At 42.2% G+C, this 25,813-nt stretch carries 25 protein-coding genes and 1 tRNA gene; 11 read left to right on the top strand and 15 right to left on the bottom strand.

The features are described from left to right. From rho to prmC, 4 genes are all read left to right on the top strand, one after another. Positions 1 to 1,053 (top strand): transcription termination factor Rho (gene rho / locus DBT_RS02985; protein ID WP_067616325.1); only part of this gene is annotated, 1,053 nt, incomplete at its 5' end. A 20-nt stretch (positions 1,054 to 1,073) separates the two neighbouring features. Next, complete coding sequence (rpmE, locus tag DBT_RS02980; protein ID WP_067616283.1) at positions 1,074 to 1,292, top strand: 50S ribosomal protein L31; 219 nt, start codon at positions 1,074 to 1,076, stop codon at positions 1,290 to 1,292. Beyond that, a complete protein-coding gene (prfA, locus tag DBT_RS02975; protein ID WP_067616281.1) occupies positions 1,293 to 2,366 on the top strand; it encodes a peptide chain release factor 1 in 1,074 nt (357 codons plus the stop codon). A 79-nt stretch (positions 2,367 to 2,445) separates the two neighbouring features. Continuing rightward, entirely contained in the window at positions 2,446 to 3,327 is an 882-nt protein-coding gene (gene prmC, locus DBT_RS02970) for a peptide chain release factor N(5)-glutamine methyltransferase (RefSeq protein ID WP_067616279.1), read from the top strand. A 26-nt stretch (positions 3,328 to 3,353) separates the two neighbouring features. Here the strand turns inward: prmC and rpsU are convergent, their stop codons facing one another. Further along, entirely contained in the window at positions 3,354 to 3,542 is a 189-nt protein-coding gene (gene rpsU, locus DBT_RS02965) for a 30S ribosomal protein S21 (protein WP_067616323.1), read from the bottom strand. 277 nt (positions 3,543 to 3,819) lie between these two features. Between rpsU and DBT_RS02960 the strand changes: the two genes are divergently transcribed. The 5 genes from DBT_RS02960 to DBT_RS02945 all read left to right on the top strand — a co-directional run bounded on the left by DBT_RS02960 (position 3,820) and on the right by DBT_RS02945 (position 11,075). After that, the gene (locus DBT_RS02960; protein WP_067616277.1) at positions 3,820 to 6,909 is read left to right on the top strand and encodes a beta-propeller domain-containing protein; all 3,090 of its coding nucleotides are present in this window, start codon (positions 3,820 to 3,822) and stop codon (positions 6,907 to 6,909) included. 148 nt (positions 6,910 to 7,057) lie between these two features. Next, positions 7,058 to 7,222, top strand: a complete 165-nt coding sequence (locus DBT_RS12050; protein WP_153304044.1) for a hypothetical protein — start codon at positions 7,058 to 7,060, stop codon at positions 7,220 to 7,222. Further along, positions 7,204 to 9,252 carry an elongation factor G gene (fusA, locus tag DBT_RS02955; RefSeq protein ID WP_067616275.1) on the top strand — a complete coding sequence of 683 codons (2,049 nt, stop codon included), beginning with the start codon at positions 7,204 to 7,206 and terminating at the stop codon, positions 9,250 to 9,252. Before DBT_RS12050 ends, fusA begins: the two co-directional genes overlap by 19 nt. Next, positions 9,252 to 9,767, top strand: a complete 516-nt coding sequence (locus DBT_RS02950; RefSeq protein WP_244155296.1) for a MogA/MoaB family molybdenum cofactor biosynthesis protein — start codon at positions 9,252 to 9,254, stop codon at positions 9,765 to 9,767. Before fusA ends, DBT_RS02950 begins: the two co-directional genes overlap by 1 nt. Positions 9,768 to 10,022: 255 nt before the next feature. Continuing rightward, entirely contained in the window at positions 10,023 to 11,075 is a 1,053-nt protein-coding gene (locus DBT_RS02945) for a redox-regulated ATPase YchF (protein WP_083186581.1), read from the top strand. Positions 11,076 to 11,414: 339 nt separating this feature from the next. Here the strand turns inward: DBT_RS02945 and DBT_RS02940 are convergent, their stop codons facing one another. From DBT_RS02940 to DBT_RS02890, 11 genes are all read right to left on the bottom strand, one after another. Then, a complete protein-coding gene (locus tag DBT_RS02940; RefSeq protein WP_067616271.1) occupies positions 11,415 to 12,488 on the bottom strand; it encodes a pyridoxal phosphate-dependent aminotransferase in 1,074 nt (357 codons plus the stop codon). Positions 12,489 to 12,499: 11 nt separating this feature from the next. After that, positions 12,500 to 13,069, bottom strand: a complete 570-nt coding sequence (locus DBT_RS02935) for a hypothetical protein (protein ID WP_067616269.1) — start codon at positions 13,067 to 13,069, stop codon at positions 12,500 to 12,502. Positions 13,070 to 13,246: 177 nt separating this feature from the next. Then, a complete protein-coding gene (locus DBT_RS02930; RefSeq protein ID WP_067616267.1) occupies positions 13,247 to 13,849 on the bottom strand; it encodes an XTP/dITP diphosphatase in 603 nt (200 codons plus the stop codon). Next, positions 13,822 to 14,724, bottom strand: a complete 903-nt coding sequence (locus DBT_RS02925) for a 4Fe-4S binding protein (protein ID WP_083186580.1) — start codon at positions 14,722 to 14,724, stop codon at positions 13,822 to 13,824. Before DBT_RS02925 ends, DBT_RS02930 begins: the two co-directional genes overlap by 28 nt. Before the next feature lie 315 nt (positions 14,725 to 15,039). Continuing rightward, positions 15,040 to 15,210, bottom strand: coding sequence for a CD1871A family CXXC motif-containing protein (locus DBT_RS12840; protein ID WP_425248295.1), 171 nt, complete (start codon positions 15,208 to 15,210; stop codon positions 15,040 to 15,042). Further along, complete coding sequence (locus DBT_RS02915; RefSeq protein WP_067616263.1) at positions 15,176 to 16,651, bottom strand: TrkH family potassium uptake protein; 1,476 nt, start codon at positions 16,649 to 16,651, stop codon at positions 15,176 to 15,178. Before DBT_RS02915 ends, DBT_RS12840 begins: the two co-directional genes overlap by 35 nt. 12 nt (positions 16,652 to 16,663) lie before the next feature. Further along, positions 16,664 to 18,010 (bottom strand): Trk system potassium transporter TrkA, encoded by a 1,347-nt coding sequence (trkA, locus tag DBT_RS02910; protein WP_067616261.1) that lies wholly within the window; start codon positions 18,008 to 18,010, stop codon positions 16,664 to 16,666. A gap of 48 nt (positions 18,011 to 18,058) precedes the next feature. Then, positions 18,059 to 18,134, bottom strand: a tRNA-Cys gene (locus tag DBT_RS02905). A gap of 86 nt (positions 18,135 to 18,220) precedes the next feature. After that, positions 18,221 to 19,237, bottom strand: a complete 1,017-nt coding sequence (aroF, locus tag DBT_RS02900; protein WP_067616259.1) for a 3-deoxy-7-phosphoheptulonate synthase — start codon at positions 19,235 to 19,237, stop codon at positions 18,221 to 18,223. A gap of 71 nt (positions 19,238 to 19,308) precedes the next feature. After that, positions 19,309 to 19,587, bottom strand: coding sequence for an FmdB family zinc ribbon protein (locus DBT_RS02895; RefSeq protein ID WP_067616257.1), 279 nt, complete (start codon positions 19,585 to 19,587; stop codon positions 19,309 to 19,311). Further along, a complete protein-coding gene (locus tag DBT_RS02890; protein ID WP_067616255.1) occupies positions 19,574 to 20,092 on the bottom strand; it encodes a hypothetical protein in 519 nt (172 codons plus the stop codon). The genes DBT_RS02895 and DBT_RS02890 overlap by 14 nt, the downstream gene beginning before the upstream one ends. 455 nt (positions 20,093 to 20,547) lie before the next feature. Between DBT_RS02890 and DBT_RS02885 the strand changes: the two genes are divergently transcribed. After that, positions 20,548 to 21,345, top strand: a complete 798-nt coding sequence (locus tag DBT_RS02885; RefSeq protein WP_161939893.1) for a DUF362 domain-containing protein — start codon at positions 20,548 to 20,550, stop codon at positions 21,343 to 21,345. A gap of 47 nt (positions 21,346 to 21,392) precedes the next feature. Here the strand turns inward: DBT_RS02885 and DBT_RS02880 are convergent, their stop codons facing one another. The 3 genes from DBT_RS02880 to DBT_RS02870 form a co-directional block, all read right to left on the bottom strand. Continuing rightward, positions 21,393 to 21,629 carry a hypothetical protein gene (locus DBT_RS02880; protein WP_067616251.1) on the bottom strand — a complete coding sequence of 79 codons (237 nt, stop codon included), beginning with the start codon at positions 21,627 to 21,629 and terminating at the stop codon, positions 21,393 to 21,395. 172 nt (positions 21,630 to 21,801) lie between these two features. Beyond that, the gene (locus DBT_RS02875; protein ID WP_067616249.1) at positions 21,802 to 22,452 is read right to left on the bottom strand and encodes a potassium channel family protein; all 651 of its coding nucleotides are present in this window, start codon (positions 22,450 to 22,452) and stop codon (positions 21,802 to 21,804) included. A gap of 8 nt (positions 22,453 to 22,460) precedes the next feature. Then, positions 22,461 to 23,825: a TrkH family potassium uptake protein gene (locus tag DBT_RS02870; protein WP_067616247.1), complete on the bottom strand. Its 1,365-nt coding sequence runs from the start codon at positions 23,823 to 23,825 to the stop codon at positions 22,461 to 22,463. Positions 23,826 to 24,357: 532 nt separating this feature from the next. Between DBT_RS02870 and DBT_RS02865 the strand changes: the two genes are divergently transcribed. Beyond that, positions 24,358 to 25,812: a sensor histidine kinase gene (locus DBT_RS02865; RefSeq protein WP_067616245.1), complete on the top strand. Its 1,455-nt coding sequence runs from the start codon at positions 24,358 to 24,360 to the stop codon at positions 25,810 to 25,812. Position 25,813 lies beyond the last annotated feature (1 nt).

Genomic DNA, 25,813 nt, shown 5'->3' with positions numbered 1-25,813 from the left:
AGGAGCCCATATTACAATTATTTGCCTGGCCCTGATGATATCTATGTATCTCCATCTCAAATAAGGCGTTTCAATTTGAGGACCGGAGATACAGTATCAGGTCAAATTCGTCCACCTAAAGATTCTGAGCGTTACTTTGCCCTCCTTAAAGTGGAGAGCTTAAATTTTGAACCGCCTGATAAGAGTCAAAAGAAGATTTATTTTGATAACCTGACTCCGCTCTACCCAATGGAGCAGATCCGCCTGGAGACGGATCCAGATAACTATTCAGCAAGGATTATGGATCTTTTGACCCCTGTTGGAAAGGGACAGAGGGGGCTTATTGTGGCACCTCCCAGGACAGGAAAGACCATGCTCCTTCAAAATATTGCAAATAGCATTACGCGTAATCACCCAGAGATCTTTCTAATTGTGCTCCTGATAGATGAGCGTCCTGAAGAGGTTACAGATATGGAGCGGAATGTTGACGCTGAGGTAGTGAGCTCCACCTTTGATGAACCTGCCCAAAGACATGTACAGGTGGCGGAGATGGTGATTGAAAAGGCCAAGCGACTTGTGGAGCACAAAAGAGACGTAGTAATACTGTTGGATAGTATTACCCGCCTTGCCCGTGCCTATAATACTGTTGTACCACCTAGTGGAAAGATACTGTCTGGTGGTGTTGATTCAAACGCTCTCCACAGACCAAAGCGCTTCTTTGGAGCAGCAAGAAATATAGAAGAGGGCGGAAGTCTTACAATTATTGCAACTGCCTTGATTGATACAGGAAGTAGGATGGACGAGGTGATATTTGAAGAGTTCAAGGGAACAGGCAACATGGAGATTCACCTCGATAGGAAGCTCACAGAAAAACGTATATTCCCATCTATTGACATAAATAAATCTGGTACTAGAAAAGAAGAACTGTTGTTACCAAAAGAGGTATTGAATAGGGTGTGGATTCTTAGAAAACTCTTGTCTCCATTAAATCCAATAGACAGTATGGAGTTTCTTCTTGACAAGATGCAAGGGACAGAAAACAATGCCGAGTTCCTTGCAAGTATGAATCGTTAGTTAAGGAGGTTGTATTCTTTATGAAAGACAATATTCATCCAAAGTACTATAAGGCCAAGGCCCGGTGTGCCTGTGGAAACGAGTTTGAAGTTGGTAGCACAAAAGAAGAGATAAAGGTGGAAATTTGTTCTGCCTGTCACCCATTTTTCACTGGAAAGCAAAAGCTCGTTGACACAGAAGGTCGAGTGGAAAAATTTGTTAAGAAATACGGTTGGGATCCCAACGCAAATAAGGAGTAAATGCTTAAACGTCTTGATGAAATAGAAGATAAGTTTCTGGCCCTTGAAAAGGAGCTTGGGGACCCTGAGTGCCTGAAAGATCAAAAGCACTATCAGGCAATAGCCAAGGAACATGCAGAGCTTGCACCTATAGTTGAGACCTATCGAGAGTTAAAGAAGGTCCAGAGCGAAATAGAGGAAAACAAGGCGCTTTTGCATGATGCTGATCCTGAGATCTCGGCATTGGCCAAGGCTGAGATCCAGGATCTCCAAAAAAAAGAAGAAGAGCTCACAGGTAAGCTGAAAATCCTGTTGATCCCCAAGGATCCAAATGACGAGAAAAACGTCCTACTTGAGATAAGGGCAGGTACCGGAGGAGATGAGGCCGCGCTTTTTGCAGCGGATCTATTCAGGATGTATTCGCGTTTTGCAGAGAGAAATCGCTGGAAGATCGAGGTGCTTAGCTCTCATCCCACAGGTATTGGCGGATTTAAGGAAATAATTGCCCTTATCTCAGGAAAGGGTGTTTATAGTCGTTTAAAATATGAAAGTGGCACTCACAGGGTCCAAAGGGTTCCTGAGACAGAGACCCAAGGACGAATTCATACCTCAGCCTGTACTGTTGCAGTGCTTCCAGAGGCCGATGAGGTAGATGTGGAAATCGATCCGTCAGAACTGAGGATTGACGTGTACAGGGCTTCAGGTGCAGGAGGCCAGCACGTCAATAAGACCGAATCTGCGGTTAGGATTACACACCTGCCAACTGGCCTTGTAGTCCAATGTCAGGACGAGAGAAGCCAGCACAAGAATAAGGCAAAGGCCATGAAGGTCCTGTACGCCAGGCTCCTTGAATTGAGGCAAAGGGAGCAGCAGGCCAAGATATCAGAACAGAGGCGAAGTCAGGTGGGTACAGGAGACAGAAGTCAGAGGATTAGGACCTATAACTTCCCCCAGGGGAGGGTGACGGACCACAGAATCGGTTTAACCCTCTATCAATTGGATCAAGTGCTCGATGGAGAACTGGACCCAGTAATCGAGCCATTGATCACTCATTTTCAAGCAGAGGCCCTAAAGGAGGGCTCTGAGGACTCGTAGTCCATTTGTATAGTTACAATAGTCAGGGCAGGAAAAAACACTCACTACTAATCCTTATGGAGAGGTCTCAGGTGCGAGATTGCTGAACAGCCTTAATTCCTTAATTTCACAGGGTATAGAAATTTTAAAGAAATCTGGGATAGAGAGTCCTCGTCTTGATGCGGAACTGCTGTTCTCCCACGTCCTTGGGCTGAATCGTTATGACCTTTATATAAAAAACATAGATCCTTCTTTAAGTGATCCGCGATTGAGAGATGAGTATTTTCAACTCCTCAAAAGGAGAGCTAGCGGGGAACCAATCGCATACCTAATTGGTGAGAAGGAGTTTTGGTCCAGGTCCTTCAAGGTTGGACCTGGGTGCCTCATTCCTCGGCCAGAGACCGAGTTATTAATAGAGGTATCCCTTCAATTTATTGAGAAAACACAGGCTCTAGCCCCTGCCATCCTTGATCTCGGTACAGGTAGCGGATGTATTGCCATCACCCTCTTTTTAGAACTTTCTGGGATTGGGATAGAGAGGGCCAGGATATATGCATCGGACATCTCGGAAGAGGCCTTAAAGATCGCCCAAACCAATGCAAAATTTCATGGTGCTCAAAAGGCTATACACTTTATAAGGACAAATTGGCTGACTGCATTTAAACCACGGTCATTTGACCTCATCGTATCAAATCCTCCTTACATATCTGAAAGTGACTTTGAATTGCTTGCTAAAGATGTAAGAGACTATGAACCACAGCTGGCGCTTTTGGGTGGCCATGACGGGCTATATTACATTAAAAAGACTTTAGAAGGAGCCTCATTGTTACTGAAAGATAGAGGGGCCCTAATCATGGAGATTGGCTATGATCAGCATGAAGATATTATAAGGTATTTGGAATCAGCAGAATCTTTATTCAGCAATATTGAAATTAGAAAGGATCTATCAGGGATAGAACGAGTAGTCTTTTTAAAAAAATAATAATGGGGGCATGAGCCCCCAATTATTTAGCCTCTTCTTCTCTTTGCTTTGCGGCGCCTTCTTTCGGCCTCTTGCATCTTTCTGCGGCGTTTTACGCTGGGCTTTTCATAGAAGCGCCTCATCTTCAGCTCCTTTTGAAGGCCATCAAGTTGCATTTTTTTCTTGAGGGCCTTAAGAGCCTTTTCCAGGTTGTCATCCTGGACTTCCACAACGATAGCCAAGGGTATCCCCCCTTCCTTTTTGGAGTTTTTTTGAATATACTTTCTTTTGCCATGTTATGTCAACTTTTTCTTTTCTATTTTTTTGCTTTTCACCTAATTGAAGCAATTGCGTTCTTCATTATGGATAATTTTTTCTCTGAATATATATGTTCCTTAGAGGAACGCAGGATGGTTTAAATGTATTTACGCCCTGTAGCTCTCTAACAAGCTCTCCCTTTCTAATGAGTAAGGAATAGAGAGAAAGGGGCATGGCCTTTGAGGAGGTGGGAATATGAGAATAAATTGGCTGACAATAGTCATTTTTTTCCTTTTAGTTGGGGCATCCAGTGTATACGGTGCACTACGGGTGGATTTTTCTCAGAAGGATAGGGCTGTTTTTGTGGATAACAGCCGTGAGGTCAAGGATGTGGTGGGATACCTCGTCTTCTGGGATATGGATGCAGATGAAGGCCTGGGGGAGCCTGAATACATATCATACGTAGCTGGTAAGTGGCGGAATGGGCTTTTTCCAATTAGCGAAAAAGCCTTTGACGCCGTTGTTGTTAAACACCTAAAGATTGCAGATAAAACTCCAGAGTGCCCACAGGGACATAGGTGTTTTCTTGGAGCGGCACTTGTTCCACTTCAAGGAAAGAGTAGCGATATTGAGATATCTCTTTATCCCATGAATTTTGAAGCCGCCCTCGAGAGACTAAAGGGGCAGTGGCTTTTTGCAACAGATGCCCCTTATGTTGGACTGGACTCCTTAGATGAGATGCTTGTGCCCAGTGTGTCTCAAGAGGCTTCCCCCATTGGAACAGAAGAAAAACCGAATTCTACCAATAGTGAAAAAGAGGTACCTGTGACAGAGAAGCCGGACATCTATAGGCTATCTGGTAACATGCTTCTCTATGCCAATACTGCAGCAGGGCTCTTTGAGGTCATCTCTCTTGCTTCTCCTGAGGCCCCTGTAATAAAGGGCTCTATTTCAATTCCAGGGGAGATTAGGGAGGTGTATGAACTAAATGGCTATTACGTTGTCCTGTCTGGAGGGGACACCAATACCACTATATTGACCATGAAACTCTGGGAAAGAGGCATTGAGGTCGTGGATAGCCTCACATTGGACCGTGGATTCAGGGAGTCTAGGAGACGTGATAACCTCATTTTCGTGGTCGCAGGAGGGAGGTTATACTCGGAACCATGGATAATGGATGCCACCCCAAAATCCATTATAGATGAAGGAGCTATCATAGAGGCTGTAAGAGTTTCAGGAGATGGGCGGCTCGAAAAAGTGGACACTGCAATCATTCCTACTCCTCCAACTAAGATCGCTATCTTCAAGGATTGGCTTGTAACAGTTCATGAACCAGATGTACTCGATTCTGGAGAGATCCTAAGGGCCTATCCAATAGGAGATCCTGAAGATCCAATAGGAAAAGCCCGCGAGGTTTTGGTAAACGGGACTATTCCCTCTGATCTTCACATAGACTGCAGGGTGCGAAACGGAAAGGATGTGCTTGTATTTGTGGCCCGTCCCTTATGGTCTAGCTCTCATGAGGGCAGTAGTCTTTACGTCTATGATCTTGATTCAGGGAGGATGATTACAGCCCTCTCTGGCATAGCTCCTGGTGAAGAGCTATACGCTACGGTCTTTTCTGCTGACAGGGCTTATGTCGTCACGTATGAGAGAAAGGACCCTCTATGGGTAATAGATCTTTCCATGCCAGAAGAACCGAAAATAGTGGGCGAACTTGAGGTTCCAGGGTGGTCTGAAAAACTCTTTTTTCATGAAGACCGTCTGTTGGCAGCAGGATATATGGATATTGATTCCAATGCCATGAGGGCGAGCCTTGTTTCGATTGGCCTTTTTGATGTAAGCAACCCTGAAAAACCACGTTTGGTTTCAAGAATCACTCCCTTTGATGGTGTTGTACAGAGTTCATACTCTGAGGCCCTTTATGACGAAAGAGCTTTGAATCTTGACTGGAATCAGGGCATATTGGCCTTTCCACTTGAGACATGGCAGGCTGGGGCAGGGCACTGGGTGCAGGCAATTGGCATTGATAAAGATGGCCTCGAGGATCTAGGACATGCTGCTCTTCCTTTCAGGGCAGAGCGGACGTTCTGGTTTGATCAGGGGGCATATCTTGCGGCGTTTTCACCAAGAGAGCTCGTCACTTTCAAGCCCGGCGATGGAGACATAGGCACTTTTTCGCGGATACCTCTTGTCACCGCAGTGGATATGCTTGAAAGTTCCCGAGAAGGAAGGCTTGTTGGAGTCTCTGTTACTGGTGAAACTGTGTACCGACTCTATGTCTTTGACACACGGAGTCTCATTGAGACTGGAAAAGCAGACGAGTCGATCCTTGAGGACATTCCCATCCCTACAGGTTTTAGTAATGCTATAATTGCAGGAAATGGACGTTCAGTCCTTTTTTATAATCTCTTTCCGTTTAGATTTATCGTATATAGCGAAGGAGCAGGGCTTAGAGGACCATTTGAGCTTGAAAAGAAAGACGAGATTGCCTCTATCCCAGGCTGTTCCATGTATGATCCGCTTTTTTCAGGAGAGCTAGCAGTCATTCCGTTTTATTGTTATACCCCTGACTCAAAAGATGTTCTGGTATGGAATGACCTCCCTTTTTATGCAGTAAAGATCGTGAATTTTTCTGATCTAGAGAAAAAGACAGAGACAGGTTTTCCGTTTATTACTGTTCCTGGAAAGCCCGTAGCCCTAGACGATAAAGGTAGACTCGTTACTGTGGAGGATTTTAGGACAGACACAGGGGATTTTGCCGTAAGGGTCAATCTACTAGAAGTAAGTGATTCAACGATAAGCCTTTTGGATACAGTGGTCCTTGACCACTGGCCTTCGAACTGTGGGGGACTAGAGGCGGTAATGGCAGGCGATTCTCTATTTATTCAGTGCAAAGGCCCCCTCTGGTACCCATCCCCAATGTCTGTGGACTCAGAGGCTAAGGGCTATTCTTTAAAGGGAAAAGATGCTCAGCTGGATGAGCTTACAGAAAGGACTGTGATCTACGAAGTTTCTGTCTCAGATGAGGGTCTTATGCTTCCTCGAAGGTTTTTCTTTGATGGCCTTTACAGTCTGGTAAAGGTTGAGCCCAAGAGCCGCCTTGCAATTTTTATGAAAGATTTTAGCCCATTCGTTCCTGCCTCCAGCCGAATGGTAGCGCCTTTTTCTCAAAATCGTTGCGTTATATTTGATTTGTCAGGGGATGAGCCAGAGTTAGTTGGCCAGATCAACACCAATTACTGCTACGACAGAAGGCGGCTAGCCATTACACCGGATGGTGGAGTCTTCATTGCTGCAGGCGAGAGGGGGGTGGCCTATGATAGGTGTTATAAGACCAATTAAGCCAAATTTTTCTCCTCAATTGCAAAGTTGGGTTCATGATTGGAAAATAGCCATTAATGTTTGAGATTAATGAAAGTTTTCCAACATACAATGGCTATAGTGACATTATTCCCAAGTCCTGCCCATAATGTTGAGGCATTAAGAATGAATGAGATTATCAGATGATTCAATAATTCGATATAAAGAGACCCAAAATGGCAACAAAATAGAGATGATAATCCACTTGACGCTTTTAAAAGGCCCTAATATGTTGAATCTTGAGCAACCAAGTCTTAGGGAAGGGAGATATGCGCCATGGACTGCACCAAGGTAAGAAACATCGCCATTGTATCACAAAACGGCAGCGGCAAGACCTCGTTAGCAGAGGCCATGCTCTTTACTGCCAAAGCAACCAAGAGGCTGGGGAAAGTGGATGACAAGACTTCTTGTCTTGATTTTGAACCAGAAGAACAAAAACGCGGCATTACTATATCCACTGCCTTTCATAATCTCAAGTGGCAAAAGAATTCGGTTTTCCTTATGGACACTCCAGGAGAAGATAATTTCATAGCAGAGGCAAAGATCGCCCTAAGGGTTGCAGATAGTGTTATTTTTGTAGTTGATGCCGTTGATCCAGTAAAACCCCAGACTCTCAAGGTTTGGTCTATGATTAAAGAGGCAGGAATACCCGTCCTTTTATTCGTGAATAAGATGGATAAAGAGAGGGCGGATTATAAAAAGGCCATTGATGCAATTGGTGAGGCCCTTGGTGTAAGGGTCGTTCCATTGGCAATACCAATTGGAAAAGAGGCGTCTTTTAAGGGACTAGTAGACCTCGTAAAAATGAAGGGCGTTGGTGGTGATATCCCGGAAGATTTAGCAGAGGAAGCAGAGGCCCTCAGGAACAATCTCATTGAATTTGCTGCAGAGTCTGAAGACGAGCTGCTTGAAAAGTTTCTTGAAGGAGGAGAACTCACCCAGGAAGAGGTACTAAGGGGGCTAAAGAGCGGTGTACAGGGAGTTAGATTCGTGCCAGCGATACCTGGCTCTGCCCTTGAAACAATTGGTGTTTCCACCTTATTGGATCTTATAGTAGGACTGCTGCCTTCTCCCGTGGATAGAGGAGAAGTCATAGGGAAAAATCCAAAGACAAAAGAGGAAGAAACTAGAGAGCCATCACCTGATGCCCCATTTTCTGGCCTAGTCTTCAAGACCATGATAGATCCATATGCTGGCAGGCTCTCTATATTGAGGATTTTTTCAGGGACTCTCACCCCTGATGGAGCAGTATACAATCCCAATAAAGATTCCCAGGAACGTTATAGCCAGATCTTTGTGCTTGAAGGTAAGGAACAGAAGTCCGTAGATGAAGCAGGTCCTGGCATGATCGTGGCAATTCAGAAGTTGAAAGAGGTTGCAACAGGAGACACTCTTTGTTCTCCACAGGAACCTATACAGTATGACTTTGTGGAACTGCCTACTCCTGTTCTTACTTATGCTCTGAAACCTAAGAGTAGAGGAGATGAAGAAAAGATCAACCAGGCGCTATCTCGATTAAAGGAAGAAGACCCAACGTTAGTGGTCATGAGAGATCAGCAGACCAACGAACTTTTGATCTCTGGAAATGGACAAATTCATATAGATGCCACAATTTCAAAGATGAAGGAAAAATTTGGGGTCAATGTGGATCTCACACTTCCCAAGATACCCTATAGGGAGACAATCAAGGCAGTAAAGAAGGGGGTAATTTACAGGCACAAGAAACAGACCGGTGGAGCAGGTCAATTTGCTGAGGTCCACTTTGACATTTCTCCATTGAAACGTGGAGAGGGCTTTGAGTTCGAAGAGGCTCTAGTTGGAATGAATGTCCCCAGAAATTTTGTCCCAGCAGTTGAAAAGGGGATACAAGAGGCCATGCAGTCTGGCCCACTGGCCGGTTTCCCAGTAGTGGACGTCAAGGTGAGATTTTATGATGGAAAGAGCCATGAAGTAGATTCTTCTGAAATGGCCTTTAAGATTGCAGCCATACAGTGTTTTAAAAAGGGTGTTCTTGAGGCAAAGCCCGTTTTGCTCGAGCCAATTTATAAACTTACTATTTATGTGCCGGATGAAAATGTAGGCGATGTAATTGGAGATCTAAATTCGAGGCGCGGCAAGGTCATGGGAATGGAGCCCGCAGGTGCTGGGATGCAAGTAGTTCAGGCCCTGGTGCCTTTGGCAGAAGTGCAGCGTTATGTGTTGGATTTAAACTCAATGACCCAGGGACGCGGTACCTTCCAGATGGAGTTTTCACACTATGACGAAGTGCCCCCAAATATTGCTGAAAAGGTAATTCAGCAGGCAAAAGAAGAGACTGAGGACTAATGCTACCATCAGACCGCTTGATAAGGGTTGGGATCATCACCTTGAGTGATTCTGCCTTTCGAGGCGAAAGGGTAGATAAAAGTGGCCCTGAAATATATAAGATCTTGACAGAGGAGGGGGGCTACTCTGTTGAGGCTAAGGAAGTGATTCCTGATGATGAGGACATGATTGTCAATGCTCTGGTGAGATTTTCAGATGAACTGTCTCTTGATTTAATACTGACAACAGGCGGCACTGGCCTTTATCCACGAGATGTTACCCCAGAGGCTACAAAACGGGTTATAGAACGTGAAGTGCCTGGGATACCGGAACTAATGAGACTTGAGGGCCTAAAATCTACTCCATATGCAGCACTATCTCGAGCTGTTTCTGGGATTAGGGGAAAAACTCTTATTGTAAATCTTCCAGGGAGTGTAAGAGCAGTTCGGGAATCCCTTCTGGCCATACTCCCTGTATTAAAACACGCAGTGGAAAAGGTATCAGGAGACAGTAGCCCATGCGGTAAAGATGCCTAGATAGTACGGGAATTTTTATTTTAAATCGGCTAGATCTGCACACAGACAGGTATTTAAATACTATTTCCTGGCGTTCTTTTGTGCCAGAGAATATTTGGATGCCTGTATTTATCCTGGTATATTAAATTTTGAGTCAAGTTTGCGCTTGCTTTTTGTTCTCTGGTTTGTTCACCAGAAGATTATATTATTTGCGTCCATTGAGCAAAGCGAACGGATGGTTAATAAAAATATATGGTTAGTTGAGGTGATATAGATATGAAGATTGGTATTATTGGACTTCCCGCTTCAGGTAAGACTGTGGTTTTCAACTGCCTTACAGGAGTGGCAGCGAATCTTTCAGGAGGAGGCTCAATACCTGGTAAGGGGCAGGATGCCAACATTAGATTGGTACCAGTTCCAGATAAACGCCTTGATATTCTTAGTGAAATGTATCAACCCCAAAAGACCACGCATGCACAGGTACAATATGTTGACGTGGCAGGGGCGCTAAAGGCAAAGGAAGGTGAAAGCAAGGGGCTTGATGAACTTTTGAGGCATCTACGTCCAGTTGATGCCCTTTTACACGTAGTCCGCTGTTTTGAGTGGGCAGGTACTCCTCCCAATCCTCAAGAGGACTTTGATTCTCTGGAAGAGGAGATCATTTTCGCTGATTTTATCATAGTTGAAAAGCGTCTTGAACGTATGAGACAGGAGGCGAAGAAGGGGAGAAAATATGATCCCCAAGAGTTTGAACTCTTGAAAAAGGCAAAAGAATTATTGGAGTCTGGAATCCCTCTAAGGCAAGACCCTGAGATCAGTACCTCACCAAAGCTTCGCGGCTATTCCTTTTTGTCGAGTAAACCCATGATTGTCTGTTTAAACCAAGGAGATGATGGAAAAAATTTCGATTTTAATCCCCCAAAGGATGTTCCAGTTGTGAATATTAAAGGGGCAGTGGAAATGGAGATTCTAGAGCTTTCAGAAGAAGAGCAGGAGGCCTTCCGAGAAGAGATGGGTATTGATGAGCCTGCCATGCATATGCTCATTCGGGAATCCTATAACCTCTTGGGGCTAATTAGTTTTTTCACAGTGGGCAAGGATGAGGTGCGTGCATGGACCATCAAAAAGGGAACAACAGCCCTTAAGGCAGCAGGAGTGATACATTCCGATATAGAACGCGGCTTCATTCGAGCCGAAGTTGTTGCCTATGACGACTTGATTGAACTTGGTTCATATACAGCCTGCAAGACTGCTGGCAAGGTTCGTCTTGAGGGCAGGGATTACGTGGTAAGTGATGGGGACATAATGCATTTTAGATTCAATGTATAATCCCGGATTATGCAACTCGAAAGCCTTGCCGAAGATGCGAGGCGGAGGGCACGCAAGGAGTACTTTGGTACTTCAAGTGCCCGACAACAAAGAGACCTCGGTAAAATTGCGGACCCCTTGCGGCTTCAAATGCCTGAGGATTTATCTCGGATTGAACTTCACCTTTTGAGTGAAGGCACAACGGGAAAAGATGCATGCTCACTACGCAATAATTCATAGAAATTACTTTCTTCAGGCATTTGAAGTGCATAATCTGGGATAATAATTATCCCAAATTATCCATCCGTTCGCTAACATTAAGTTAATTATAGCTTTTTTAAAATGAGTGTCATTTTGTTCCTATATTTTTTTAATGGCATCTAAGAGGGTTTGATTTTCTTCGTGGGATCTGGGACTAATTCTCACAAACTCTCTATTTTCTAGCCCCCTAAAATTTTTACACATTCGAATCAAGATCTTATGGGCTAGGAGTTTCTCATAAAGGTCTTCACAAGTCATGGGATAATTGACCTCGACTAAAAAGAAATGTGTGTGGCTGGATATTGGATGTAAAAATGGGATTTCGTCTAGGGCATTAACTAGTACATTCTTTTCTTTTTTCAAATAGTCTCTTGTTTCAACCTCCCAATCAAGTTTCTGAATCAGGTACTCTCCGGCGATCTGAGCCATCCTCCCCACAGACCAGGGTCTTTGCCTCCTTTTAATAAATTGGATAGTGTTTTTCTGCCCAACGATGAAACCAAGCCTGAGTCCAGGTATCCCATAAATTTTTGAAAACGACCGTAGAACAAGGCAGTTTTCAGGAAGGTTGTGGTAGAGGACAGATGCCTTTTCATCTTCATCCACAAAGGGCACATAGGATTCATCTATGATCCACAGACTCTGTTGTTTGTTTCTGATTAGCTCAATGAGATCTTTTGGTTGAAAAAAGTGACCTGTAGGATTATTTGGGTTACAGATGAAGACGATATCCCCTGGGCGTACTATGTTTTCTAGGGTCTCTAATATCTTTTGGACAGCATTTTCAGGGTCGTCAACGAATGGACCAATAAATCTGACTTCTTTTTCTGCTAATTTAGATGCATCTTCATAGTCAGAGTATGTGGGTATAGGTATGACTACCCTTGGGTAGTCAAAGACCAAAGGGATGTCGAAGATCCATTCAGTGGTCCCGTTTCCTACAAGAAATGATTCTGAGCTTAAACCGTATCTGGCCCCAAGTTTCAGTCTCAAACCAAGGCTGTCGGGCTCAGGAAGAACCCTTATCGTATCTATGTTTTCCTCAAGGAATAGTAAGAAATCTTGTTTTAGTGGTAGAGGGGCAACATTGCTACTAAAATCAATGATCTCAGATGGAACACATCCAAGCTTGCGTGCTGCTGAATATATGTCGCCCCCGTGTCCTATAATCATGTTTAGAGAAATTAACCAAAGCTTCTTTCAAAAAGTTCCTTAATGGCTTTATACCCTGCATCGGTAAGATTTCTCGTACCTGTTCCAACAAATGTTTCATACTGGATTCTAGGAGTGTCTTCGACCCATACACCACCTTTCCAGGTAAACCACTTTTCTCTGTCCTGATCAAAGACGTGGACAGGCCTGTTGAAGAATTTGCCAAGTTCTACTGCCCAACCAGTGCCACCTTTTACAGTGCCATCTTCATTTATCCAGCCTATGGCAAAGATTTGATGACCGTTATTTACCATGTGAAATATACATTGAATTACTCTGCGGATGCGTTCTGCTTCTGAAAAATTTCTGCCGAGGCGTTTGGAAACTATCGTCATACTAATGTCACCCTGCTTCAATTCTTCTTCCGATAGGACTCGTACGTCCTTAACTCGTTCCATCTGGTGACCTTTGTACGAGAAGTTTACTTCATTTACCCCCCATGCCTCAGCATTCTTACCAAATTCTGCTTCTGCTCCCTTGAGTCCACCACTATAAAGGGTACACTTTGAAGGTTCTAAGTGTTTGTATTCATCTTGTGTCATTTTTTATTCTCCTCTTCTATCATAGAATTTTCTATTATTTCATGCGGTTTTTTATGTACAAGCGTTAAAAGTTTCTACTATTAAGCCATATGTTGTCAGCAGATTGCTAGTAGTGGTCAAAGGTCTCTTTGGTGTATTTAGGGATCCTTCCTTTATAGATGCCTGATTTTTCCTTTATCATAACAGTTCTGGAAGCTTTTCATGGAGCGCAAGTAGTGCCTTGGCCCTGTGACTGATCTTGTTTTTTTCTTCAATTGCTATTTCAGCCAGAGTTTTACCAAGTTCAGGCAATAAAAATACTGGGTCATACCCGAAACCCTGGTCCCCTCTAGGTTCAATAGATATGAGTCCTTCAAGCGTACCTTCAGCCTTAACCCATTTTCCGTCAGGCCTATAGGCCACCATTACACATCTAAATCGCGCGGTCCTATCCTCTAGAGCTACACCTTTTAATTCATTCAGAAGTTTTTTATTGTTCTCTTCATCAGTGGCATTTTCACCGGCGTAACGGGCTGAATATATTCCTGGCCTTCCATTTAGGGCATCCACTTCCAGGCCTGAATCGTCTGATATGGCAATGATTCCAAAATGTTCTGAAATGGTTTTTGCCTTTTTAAAGGCGTTCTCAAAAAATGTACTTCCATCTTCTACCACAGACGGCGGATTCTCGACATCTAATAAAGACAGAGATTCTATGCCAAGATCCTTAAAAAGTTCATGAAATTCCCTTATTTTCCCCTGGTTTTTGGTGGCTAAGATGCACTTTTCTTTGGTGTACATTGCTGAATTACCTTCCTGCCGTTTTCTGTTGTAATGCTAATAGCACACACCGGGCAGATAGAATAGCACCTGAAACAGCGAATACAAGATGGAGAATTAGGTGAATGGGTACCATCGAAAAAGGACACACCAGTAGGACAGATAGTCTTACATGCTCCACATTCAACACATGTATCAGGATCATATTTTAGTTTAATCAGACTTACTTTATTAAAAAGACCTAGAATTGCTCCAAGGGGGCAAATTGTCCTACAAAATGGTCTAGAAACAAAAATAGCCCATATGATTATTGAAATTAGGATTAAAAGCTTCCAACTAAATAATAGGCCGGCTAGCTGTCTTAATCCTGGCTTTAGGGCGAGTAGGGGGAGTCCAGCCTCCAATGTCCCTGCGGGACAGATATACTTACAAAAACTCGTTTCCCCAAATCCGAGAGGGTCTACGAGTAACATGGGCATGAGCACTACAAATACTAATAAGACCACATACTTAATGTAACCCATCCAGCAAGGGAGTCTGAACTTTTTGGTCTTAATCTTATAGAGGTATTCTTGAAATAATCCAAAAGGGCAAAACCATCCGCAGGGCATTCTGCCAACAATCGAGGCTACAAGTCCAATGGAACCAAGGACATATAGACCGATATGAGGTATGAGGCCTGCACGAAGAAGGGGGCGTAGTGTCGAAAGCGTGCTTTGAATGGCACCTATGGGGCATGCTGTAACAGCCAGGGGGCATGAATAACAGTTTAGTACTGGGAAGCAGGTATATTTTATCTTTCCCATATAAATAGGACTGCTTCCTGTTACATAAAAATGGGAGTTTATTAAAACCGCAAAGACGTGCTGTGTTATTCTTCTTGCACGTTCAATCATTTAAGAGAACCTTATCCTTTCAAGTGAAAATATCTGTTTGGGTAATGCGCCTAATATAACAGGCAGAAGGTAGAAGGAAGAAGCAAGCCCTGCGTGTACCAAAGCCAGAGGCCAATGGGCGAAGACATTATAAAAAGTTAATGGTTCAAAGTTTTCTTCCTTCAACTCAAAACTTAACACTCAAAACTCAACACTTTTAAAAAGCTTCTTCCTTCTCCCTATATCTATTTTCATCCACGCGGATGACTAATTCCGTCGTCATGATAGTTTAACTAATTAATATGTTGTAATTATTATATGTTGGTAATATGGATTTCAGCCTATACCAATACAGCTTAGGCAGATGGCAATAGCCTTCTTGTATATGGATGAGGCCTCACCAGTGAAAATTCCCACAAATATAAACAAAATTGATAAAATAAATATGATGTATGGAAAATATCTTTTCACTTTATCTACTCCATCTGGTCTTGGGCGGCCTTGCATCTCTCCAGTATTCTGGGACAAATAGTAGAGCAATAGTATATAGTTCAAGCCTTCCTGCAACCATACAGAAGGTAAGTACTACTTTAGCAGGATATGGAAGATCTGCAAAATTTTTGGCTGGACCAACTCCAGCCAGTCCTGGTCCGATATTATTTAGAGTCGCAATTACAGATGTACACCCTGTAACCAGGTCAATCCCTGAAAATGTTACCACGACTGTGGCCACAATGCCAACAACCATATATAGAGAGAGGAAACCAAGTATAGATTGGACAACGTCTTGGGGGATTTTTTTCCCATCGAGTTTTATCGCTTCAACTGACATGGGATGGATGAGTTTTTTTATCTGAACCTTGGTAAACTTGAGAAAAATTAGGGCGCGGACGTGTTTTATGCCGCCTCCAGTTGATCCAGCCATGCCACCAAGGAACATCAGCGTCACCAGGATCGTTTTCGCGGAAGGGGCCCATTGATCAAAATCTGCTGTTCCAAATCCTGTAGTTGTGAGAATGGACCAGGTCTGAAATGCTGAATAGCGCAAATTTTCTAACATATCTCCATATATCCCATTCCACCAATTAGACAACATAATAAAGACTGTGGCACCGAAGCCGACACCTAGATAGAGCTTAAGTTCTTCTCCTTTAATGGATTTTATTATTTTGCCCTGAAGGATTCGGTAATGGAGAGTGAAATTCATACCAGCTAGGATCATAAAAATAATTATTATTGTGTCGATGGTTGCACTCTCATATCCGCCAACACTGGCAGTCTTTGTAGAAAAACCTCCGGTGGCTAGCGTGGCAAAGGCATGACAGGTTGCATCGAAAAGATCCATACCTGAGAGCATTAAAAAGAATATTTCCAATAGAGTGAGCAACAAATACACTCCCCAAAGGATACGCGCTGTATCCTGAATTCTTGGGGCGAGTTTGTCCTTAGTTGGGCCGGGCATTTCAGCCTTAAAAAGCTGCATTCCACCTACGCCCAATATCGGCAGTATGGCAAGGGAAAGTATTATTATCCCCATTCCACCTAGCCAATGGGTGAGGGCCCGCCAGAAAAGAAGGCTTTTTGACAGGACTTCAACTTCTTTTAATATTGTGGAGCCAGTGGTGGTAAAGCCACTCATTGCCTCAAAATAGGCGTCAATGAAATTAGGAATTTTCCCGGAAAAAACGTATGGTAACGCACCGAGTCCTGCTGCCAGTATCCAGCTTAGTCCAACAATGGCAAAGCCTTCCCTGTGATTTATTTCTTTCTCGGCTCTAAAGATATAGGCAAAGGCTCCTCCTATAGTTATTCCAATTAGGGAAGACCACAGAAAAGCAGTCCATGATCCATCGTCGTAAACCAGACTGATAATGAGCGGGATAAGGAGAATGACTCCAAGGAAAAAGAGCAACCATCCTAGAATCGCCAATATTGTTCCAGTCTTCATGGGATATAGAGATTATCCTGCAAAAAGCCTTTCTAACTTTGGGGCAACATTCTTTAAAGTGAAAATAATGAGCTTGTCATCTGGTCTGATGACAGAGGCACCTGTTGGGATTTCGGCATGGCCTTCTCTAACTATTGCCCCGACGTTTGCACCCTTGGGAAAGGGGATATCCTTTAATGGCAGTCCTAAGTATGGCCACATTTTAGATACTATGAACTCAAGCACTTCTGCATTACTCCCTAGGAGGGTAGCAGCACTTAAGATAGTCCCACGTCTAACGAATCTAAGAATCATGTTTGCGGCCACAAGCCTTGAGCTCAATGGGACATCAATACCAAGTTTGCCTAAAAGTGGAATAAAGTCTGGCCTACTTATTCTCGTGATACACTTTTTGGCCCCTAGATGTTTGGCTAGGAGGCTGGCTAGAATGTTTGTTGTATCCTCATCTGTTACTGCTATTACAAGGTCACATGTATCAATGCCCTCTGTAATAAGTTCATGGCTATCAAGACCATCAACATTTAATACAATGGTTTTGTCTAGTTTTTCAGCAAGGAACTCGCATCTGATGGGATCTTCGTCTACGAGATAGACCTGTACATCTTGTTTTTCCAAGTTTCTCGCCACCCTTATGCCTACCTGTCCGCCCCCTATGACAAAAACTTTATTTGGGGCACGGCTTTTTACTCCAATGAGCTCCTCAATTTTGGGGATGTCTTGCTTTTTAACTATGAAGTATATTTTATCACCTGGTTTTATTTCATCTTCGCCCCTTGGCACTATGGTTTCATCATGGCGAACAATAGCTGGTATCACAAAATCATAGAGTCCCTTAAGTTCTCTGAGATCCATGAGTGTTATGCCACACAATGGACTCTTATCCTTTATTTCATAACCAATGAGTGTAACATCTCCCCTAGCAAGCTCTACTGCCTCAAAGGCCTCTAAATGAGAACATATACGAAGAATCTCTTCTGCCATTGCATGATCAGGGTTTATGAGGAGATCCAGCCCTAGATTTGATTGATTGAGGGGAGAGGAAGTGGAGAGATATTCCTCATTCCTGACCCTTGCCACCTTCCTGACCACTCCGTATTCCTTGGCAAGGATACAGGCTATGAGGTTGACTTCATCAATATTGGTAACGGCTATAAATAAATCGGCCTTCTTTACCCCAGCCTCTTCAAGGACCTCTGCTGAGGCGCCGTTTCCCTCAATGGTCATAATGTTGAGTTCGTTTTCGATCTTTCTAAGTCGTGAAGCGTCCTTATCTATGAGAGTAACTTCATGCCCTTCGCTTGAGAGCTGGCTACAAAGATGCCCTCCTACAGCTCCTGCTCCAATGATTAGTATCTTCATGGTGTTTTCCTTACTGTGGAGAAAAGATTTGCGGGAGGTAGATAATTGTGGAGGCGGCGCCCGGATTCGAACCGGGGAATAACGGTTTTGCAGACCGTCGCCTTAGCCACTTGGCTACGCCGCCCAATTGCAATCCGGATTTTTCATACCATGAAATTGACGGCACTTCAACCACTTCTTTAAGGAGAACTCACATGGCATAAAATTTTTTTAGCCAGTGCCCACTGGAATTTGCATATCTCTAAGTTCCTTGCAAAGAGTTGCAAATTCTTCAGGTGTTAAAGACTGAGGGCCATCGGATAGAGCCATTTCAGGTTGTATGTGCACTTCTATGAGTAAGGCATCAATATTCATTACAGATGCAGCCTTTGCAAGTGGAGTAACCTGGTATCTTCTGCCAGCAGCATGACTTGGGTCCACACATATGGGTAAATGGGTTTCTCTTTGCAAAAATGGGATGGCATTTAGGTCAAGGGTGTTTCTAGAGTGTTTTGTAAAGGTCCTAATACCTCTTTCACAGAGAATTACGGCATCATTGCCTTCACTCATTATATATTCAGCCGCCATCAAGAATTCATCTACCGTCGCCCACATTCCCCTCTTCAATAGCACGGGTTTCTTTGCCCTACCGGCCCTTCTAAGGAGTGCATAGTTTTGCATGTTGCGGGTACCAATCTGTATGACATCTGCGTATTCTTCAACAAGGTCCACTGTGTCTACATCTATGGCCTCTGTTACAATGAATAGACCGGTCTCATCTTTTACTTTTTTTAGTATCTTTAGGCCCTCTTCTCCAAGACCTTGAAAGGAGTAAGGAGATGTTCTTGGCTTAAATGCACCACCTCTAAAGAAGGTCGCACCAGCTTCTTTTACCTTTATCGCAGTCTTGATTGCTTGTGATTCAGATTCTATAGCACATGGGCCTGCGATTAGGTGAAGGCGGCCGTTTCCGATTACCACGTCCCCATTCCCAAAGGGGATCTGGGTATTGTCTGGGTGCATCTCTCTGCTAACGAGTTTATACGGCTTAGAAACAGGAATGGCTTCTTTTACTCCAGGTAGATCCAAGAATAGTCCTGGATCTACAGGTCTGTCGTTTCTAAGCACTCCAATTGCTGTGCGTTCCCCACCGGGTATTGGTTTGGCATCCCAGCCATTGGCGCGAATAATCGAGACAACCTTATCTACCTGTTCCTGAGACGCATCTTTTTGCATTACAATGAGCATAATCCATTCTCCAAAAAGAGGGCTTAACGCCCTCTTGCTAGTTTGCCCCTTTGGTCACAGATTGGCCTGAATTAGGCCTTCGATCCTGAACAAGATGAACATGATGATGAGGAATTATTGGAGTCCTTGGAGTCACTCTTGGACGTGCTTTTATAGCTACTGCCAGAAGATTTATTGGCGTAGTCGGTAACATACCATCCGCTACCCTTTAAATGAAAGGTAGACATAGAAATAAGTTTGTGAAGTTTTCCCCCACAAGATTCACAGGTAGTGAGGGGACTTTCTGTAATTTTCTGCCATTTTTCAATTACCTTTCCACAAGATTCACATTCATATTCATAAATTGGCATGGCTAAACCTCCTTTCAGAGTTGTTAAAATATTCAAGGATGGGATAGAGCCCATCCATTTTTACTGGCTTAAGTATGTTGTAAGTAAGCTCGTGCACCACCTCTTCCTCTTTGTCCTTGATATTGGTCAAAGGATGACAGTGAAACCTCAGAAAACGGGCTATGTGCACCAGTTCGTGAGTCATAACATAAGTAAGTAGTGGAAGCAATCCATAACCCGGTCTATTCTTAAGCCAATCAATTATTTTTGGGTCATTAACAAAAATTTTATAATAACCATTTCGCTCTCTGGGAAAATTTTTTTTCCCAGGGTCTTTTCCAAAATAAACTAAGTGTGCAAATACGTTTTGGGGGCAATTAATTGATCTATTTGTTCTGCTAACTGTGTCAACGAAAAAAGGGGACCTCGCCCAGTCTCTTGAGGACAATGAAAAGTGATCTGTTGTCACCTCTTCTGCAATTTGAGTAGCCTTTTCCAAGACCTTAAGCTCCCCTGTACCAAACATAATTTCACTCAGAACAACAGTAGCAAATTTTTTTGTAAATATGTAAGTTCTCTACTTGAAGATGTCAATTATGCTTAGGTCATTATCCCAAACTTTCATGACGAACGAATTCGTCACCCCCGAATAAAAGTTTTGAGTCTTGAGTGTTGAGTTAAAGGAAAAGAGCTTTGCACCTTGAACTTTTTATGACAGCTTGTCCTCCAGCCTCTGGCTTTTGTACAGGCAGGGCTTGCTTCTCCCTTCTCCCTTCTGCCTTCTACCTGTTATTGCATTGCATTATGTACCAGGCGAATTATCCCAACGGGTATTTTCACGTTAAAATTGCGACCTCCTTGCGGCTTCAAATACCTGAGATATAGAAGCCGTAATTAAGTAGCACCTTTTGGGTGAAGGAACTTACTAAATAAGTTGCAGATAACTATTGAAATATTCAGAAAAATCTTTTTCTTAGGCTTTTGAAGTGCATAATTTGGGATTATGGTTGCCCCATGGAAAAGGTATGCATTAATAAAGGAATTTTTTTAAAAGAGGCCATTAAAAACTGTATAAACTATCTTGAAAGTGTCTCTAAGGCTCGGAAGAAGGATATTTTTTTAATAAAACCAAATCTTGTGACTGATGCTCCCCCTCCAATTACGACTCCAACCGACATAGTTGAGGAGATAGTAAAACAATTGAAATTGAGTTTCCCAAAGGCCCATATCATAATAGGAGAGGGGAGCGCATCTGTCTTTAAGGACACATGGCAGGTATTTTCAAATCTTGGCTATACTGACCTTGCAAGCCGCCTGGGAGTAGAGTTGGTAGACCTCAATACCGAATCTTTGATTCATCTCAAAGACCCGAATAAGAGGATATTCAAAGAGATATGGCTTCCAAAGGTCCTTTTTGAAGCCTATGTGCTCTCCGTTCCAGTGCTTAAGGCTCACACCCTTGCAGAGGTCACCCTTACCATGAAAAATATGATTGGAGTTTTGCCACCAAAGTTTTACCAGGAACAGGGACATTGGAAAAAGTCCTATTGTCATAGAGAAATCCACACTGCTATATTGGAACTCAATCAGTACAGATCTCCTGATTTCACCATACTCGATGCTCGAAGAGGGCTTGCTAAAAGTCACCTATCTGGGCCTGAACTCAATCCGCCTCCTGATATTATTGCCGCAAGTCCTGATCCTGCATCTATTGATGCATTTGGTGCAAGACTCCTTGGGAAAGACTGGAGAAAGATAGGCCATATAAACCCAGATTAAGCACTTCAAATGCCTGAGGAAAGTAATTTTTTATAATTATTGCATAGTTAGCATGCATCTTTCCCCGTTGTGCCTTCATCCAAAAAGTGAAGTTCAATCCGTGATAAATTTTCAGGCATTTGAAGCCGTAAGGGGCTCGCAATTTTACCGAGGTCTCTTTGTTGTTGGGCACTTGAAGTACCAGAGTACTCCTTTCGTGCCCTCCGCCTCGCATCTTTGGCAAGGCTTTCGAGCTGCATAATCCGGGATAAAAGGGGCGATGTCCCTACAATAAGCTCCTTCATAGAGACTCTTTAATGAGGTCTGACCTCTCAAGGTCATGGCCTGCTTTATCAAAATGCCGGACTAGTTCCTTACGAAGAAAGAGTAGCCCCTAAAAAACTGAAAAACACATACCTCTTATGCTATCGTCACAAAAAACTCCAGGTGTTGGTTCTAATATTGGCAGTTCTGGGATTATGAAATCTTTTCTGCATCTACCCGTTTTCCCATGAAGATCAAAATTTCATTCTCTCGGACTACGTGTTCAGCTGGAGGCATGAGTTCTATTTTGCCATTAAGATCATTTTTTATACCTAAGACGTAGATATTGTATTTCCTTCTCAGCTGTAGTTCTCCCAGAGTGTGCCCTATAAAGGCGCTGGGTGCTTTAACCTCTGCTACACAAAACTCAGGCATCATAGGAAGAAAGTCTACTATGTTGGGTGTGGTTAGCATCTGGGCCACTTTTCGAGCGGAATTTCTTTCTGGAATAATGATTTCGTGGGCTCCAACCAGATTCAACACAGTAGCATGATCTTCGTCATTTGCCTTTGCAAGTATGAATTTGCATTGCATTTCTCTTAGGTAGAGGGTGATGAGGACACTTTGAGTTAGGCTTCCTACTGCTACCACAACCTTTTCCATTTCGTGAAGGCCAAGGTCCTCTATAACTTCCCTTTTGCTAGCATCTGCTACTACTGCATGGGAGACAAAGTTGCTCACTTCTTCCACTATGGCCTCATTTTTATCAATGCATAGCACTTCGGAATTCATTTGGCTGAGTTCTTTTGCCAAGAAATAACCAAATTTACCCAGCCCTATTATGGCATATTTTCTCTTTTTCATATTCTCTTTTACCCTATCATAATGTTTTCTGAAGGATAGTGATACGATTTTGGGGTCTTACCCGCCATTGTTAAGACTGAAACAAAGGAAAGGAGTCCTACACGTCCTATAAACATAATTAAGATCATGATGATCTTACCAAAATCTCCGAGATTATTTGTAATGCCTACAGAAAGTCCGACAGTACCAAGTCCTGACACAGTCTCAAAGAGATATGCTAAAAATTCGCTATGGGACGCACGAAATGGTAAGTTTGGACCAGCAAACATCATTAAAGCATGCGCTATGAAGAGCGTAACTATAGAAAGGATAAAGAGGGCAGTGGCCTTTTGGACTGCCTCTTCTGGGATTGTCTTTTCAAATGCCACAGCCTTGGTAAACCCTCTAATTCTACTTATTGCAGCTACGAAAAGGAGCGAAATGGTTGTGGTTTTAATTCCACCTCCGGTCGAGCCAGGACATGCCCCAATGAACATGAGTATTATTAGAATGTAAAGGCTATCTTCTGTGAGATCGGATATCGCAATGGTATTAAAACCTGCAGTTCTGGCACTTACACTGTGAAATGAGGCCACCAGTAGTTTGTTTAATGGAGAGAAATCTTTTAATATCCCATTTGCTTCGGTAAACAGGATTGCTACGGTACCGAAAATAATAAGCCCTAGATGAACTATTAAAGTGAGCTTTAAATGGAGAGAAAATGGTCTCTTTTCTCTTTTTAAAATTTTTTCTTTTAATTCATAAAACACAGAAAAGCCAGAATTTCCAAGCAATATGGCGATCATTATGGTGAGACAGACTCCCCAATTTTCCTTGAATGGAGTTAGTCCTGTTGGAAATGTCGAAAAACCTGCATTACAAAAGGCTGACACGGAGTGAAAGCAGGCATAAAAAAAGGCCTCTTCTACAGGAAATTTTTTTGAGAAAAATACGGTCAATGCCAACGTAGTTAATATCTCCACCCACAGGGCATAAAATATGATCATCTTAACTACATTATTAATATTTGGGACCCTCATATGTAGAAAGCCTTCCTGAACAACAAATCGTGAAGAAAATCCTATGTCCCTTTTTAATGCTATGGCAAACAGGACCGAAAACGTCATTACTCCAAGGCCACCTATTTCCATGAGCAGCATGATTACTAGTTGGCCCAGGGGAGTGAAGGCTGAAGCAGTATTGACAACTGTGAGACCAGTAACGCATACTGCTGAGGTAGCAGTAAAGATGGCGTCAAGGGGTGAAATGTCTTTTACGTGCATCCAAGGCAATAGGAGAAGAAGCGTGCCGATAATGTCTATTAATGCAAAAGAGGCAATTACAAGGATAGAAGGATGTTTACTGACTTTAGATGTAAGATATTGAATAGCCATAGATGGCGCTAAATTAGCACCTTTTTACGAAAATACAATCAGATTACATTAAAAGGTCTTTATTTTTTTGCTTGTTAAATTGGGCACTTACTTAAATTGGTTTTGATTGGTAATTTAATACGATGACAAATAGAGGGAGTATGAATCAGGGGCGTAAATCATGTGGGTCAATTGTGTAGCAAAAGATGTAACGAGATGGGAACGAAATTGGAGACTGTTATGTTTTGATTTTTTAACTATTTTAAAAATAAATCATTTTTGGCTTGAATGGTTGTCAAATTAGTTGAATATTATCACTGTAGTGAAAAAGAGAACTAAGAGACGTTTTAGTATGCTAACAGAATGAAAATATTGATTCTTTCGTAGGAATTGATATTTAAGGCATAATTAATTGTATGAATAATTTTCTATAAATATATATATATTAAGTTGGTGTTTGATATATTAAAGGCTATTGACATAGTAATTTAAGGTTTGATTTTTGCGGCATAAATTTTGCTTGTTTGGATGGAGTGAACGGAGGTCTCCATTAATGAATTCTATTTTTCAATTTAGCATAAAAAAACAAATAATTTTTTTAAATATAATGATATTGTCATTTTTCGTCATTATTTTTGGCGTATTTTATTGGGAAATAGTGTCTTTTGAAAAGAGATTAGAGACGATCGAATTCTTCAATAGGATCTTACATAATTCTTTAGAAATTAGACGTTATGAAAAAGATATATTTTTAAGAGTAGGAGAGAAAAATCTGGATAAGTTGATGGAATATTTATCTAGATTAAAAAAAGGTATTGAAATTAAAAGAAATGATATAATTCAATTAACAAATGAGGAAGAATTTATTGATTTTCTTAATTCATTGAATAGATACGAACATATTTTTACTAATTATAAAAAAAATGGGCACTTAAATCAAACTTTAGTGCGAAAACATGGTAAGAGAATTATAGAGTTTTGTAATAAAATATTAAATAGGACTAGGGTCAAAATTCATAAAGAATTAAAGTATATTCTGTGGAGCTTCATGTTAATCCCTACTATACTTGGATTAATAATGGCATTCTTGATTCAATTTCAAACCAAACCAATTATAGAACGACTTAAGATATTAGAAAAGGCAACAAAAGACCTGTTAGAAGATAGATTTGAACCGATCAAAGACGACTCGAGGATTAGAGACGAGGTTTCAGATTTGATTCTAGCTTTTAATAAAATGGCGCAGGAATTGGATACCAGGTATGAAGAGGTTCTACAGGCAAAAAAATTGGCTGCCATTGGTACATTTTCATCGGGAATTGCCCATGAGCTTAACAATCCTTTAAATAATATTTCTCTTTCAGCTGACTATTTGTATGAAGAATATGAAGAGCTTTCTCCTGAGGAAGCACGAGAGATAATTAAGGATATTATGCAACAGGCTGAAAGAGCAAGTAAAATAGTTAAGAATCTATTAGACTTTTCACGAGAAAAAGAGTCACTGATTAAAGAATTAAGGATTCGAGATATTATTGACAATACTGAAAAATTAATTGATAATGAACTTAAAATTAACCAGATTTATTTTGGAACGGATATTCCTGACAATCTACCTCCAGTCCTTGGAGATATGGATAAACTTCAACAAGTCTTCTTGAATCTATTCCTTAATTCTATCCAATCCATGAAGGAATCTGGTGGCATCATCTACGTTGATGCAAGGGAAGAGCCTAAAGGATATATTAGGATAGATGTCACTGATTCAGGGAAAGGCATTCCTGAAGAGATGCTTGATAAGATATTTGATCCGTTCTTTACCACAAAGAAGGTCGGTGAAGGAACCGGTCTGGGATTGTCCATAGTCTATGGGATTATCAAGAAACATGGTGGTCATATCGAGGTCAAGAGTAAGGTAGGAGAAGGGACCACCTTTTCCATATTTTTACCCGTACCCAAAAAAGAGAACAGCGGAGCAAATAAGGATGAGAGTGGCAATAATAGACGATGAA

Origin of the sequence: Dissulfuribacter thermophilus (assembly GCF_001687335.1) — a bacterium.
In the GTDB taxonomy this organism is placed as follows: domain Bacteria; phylum Desulfobacterota; class Dissulfuribacteria; order Dissulfuribacterales; family Dissulfuribacteraceae; genus Dissulfuribacter; species Dissulfuribacter thermophilus.
This window is presented reverse-complemented; position numbering and strand designations above follow the sequence as displayed.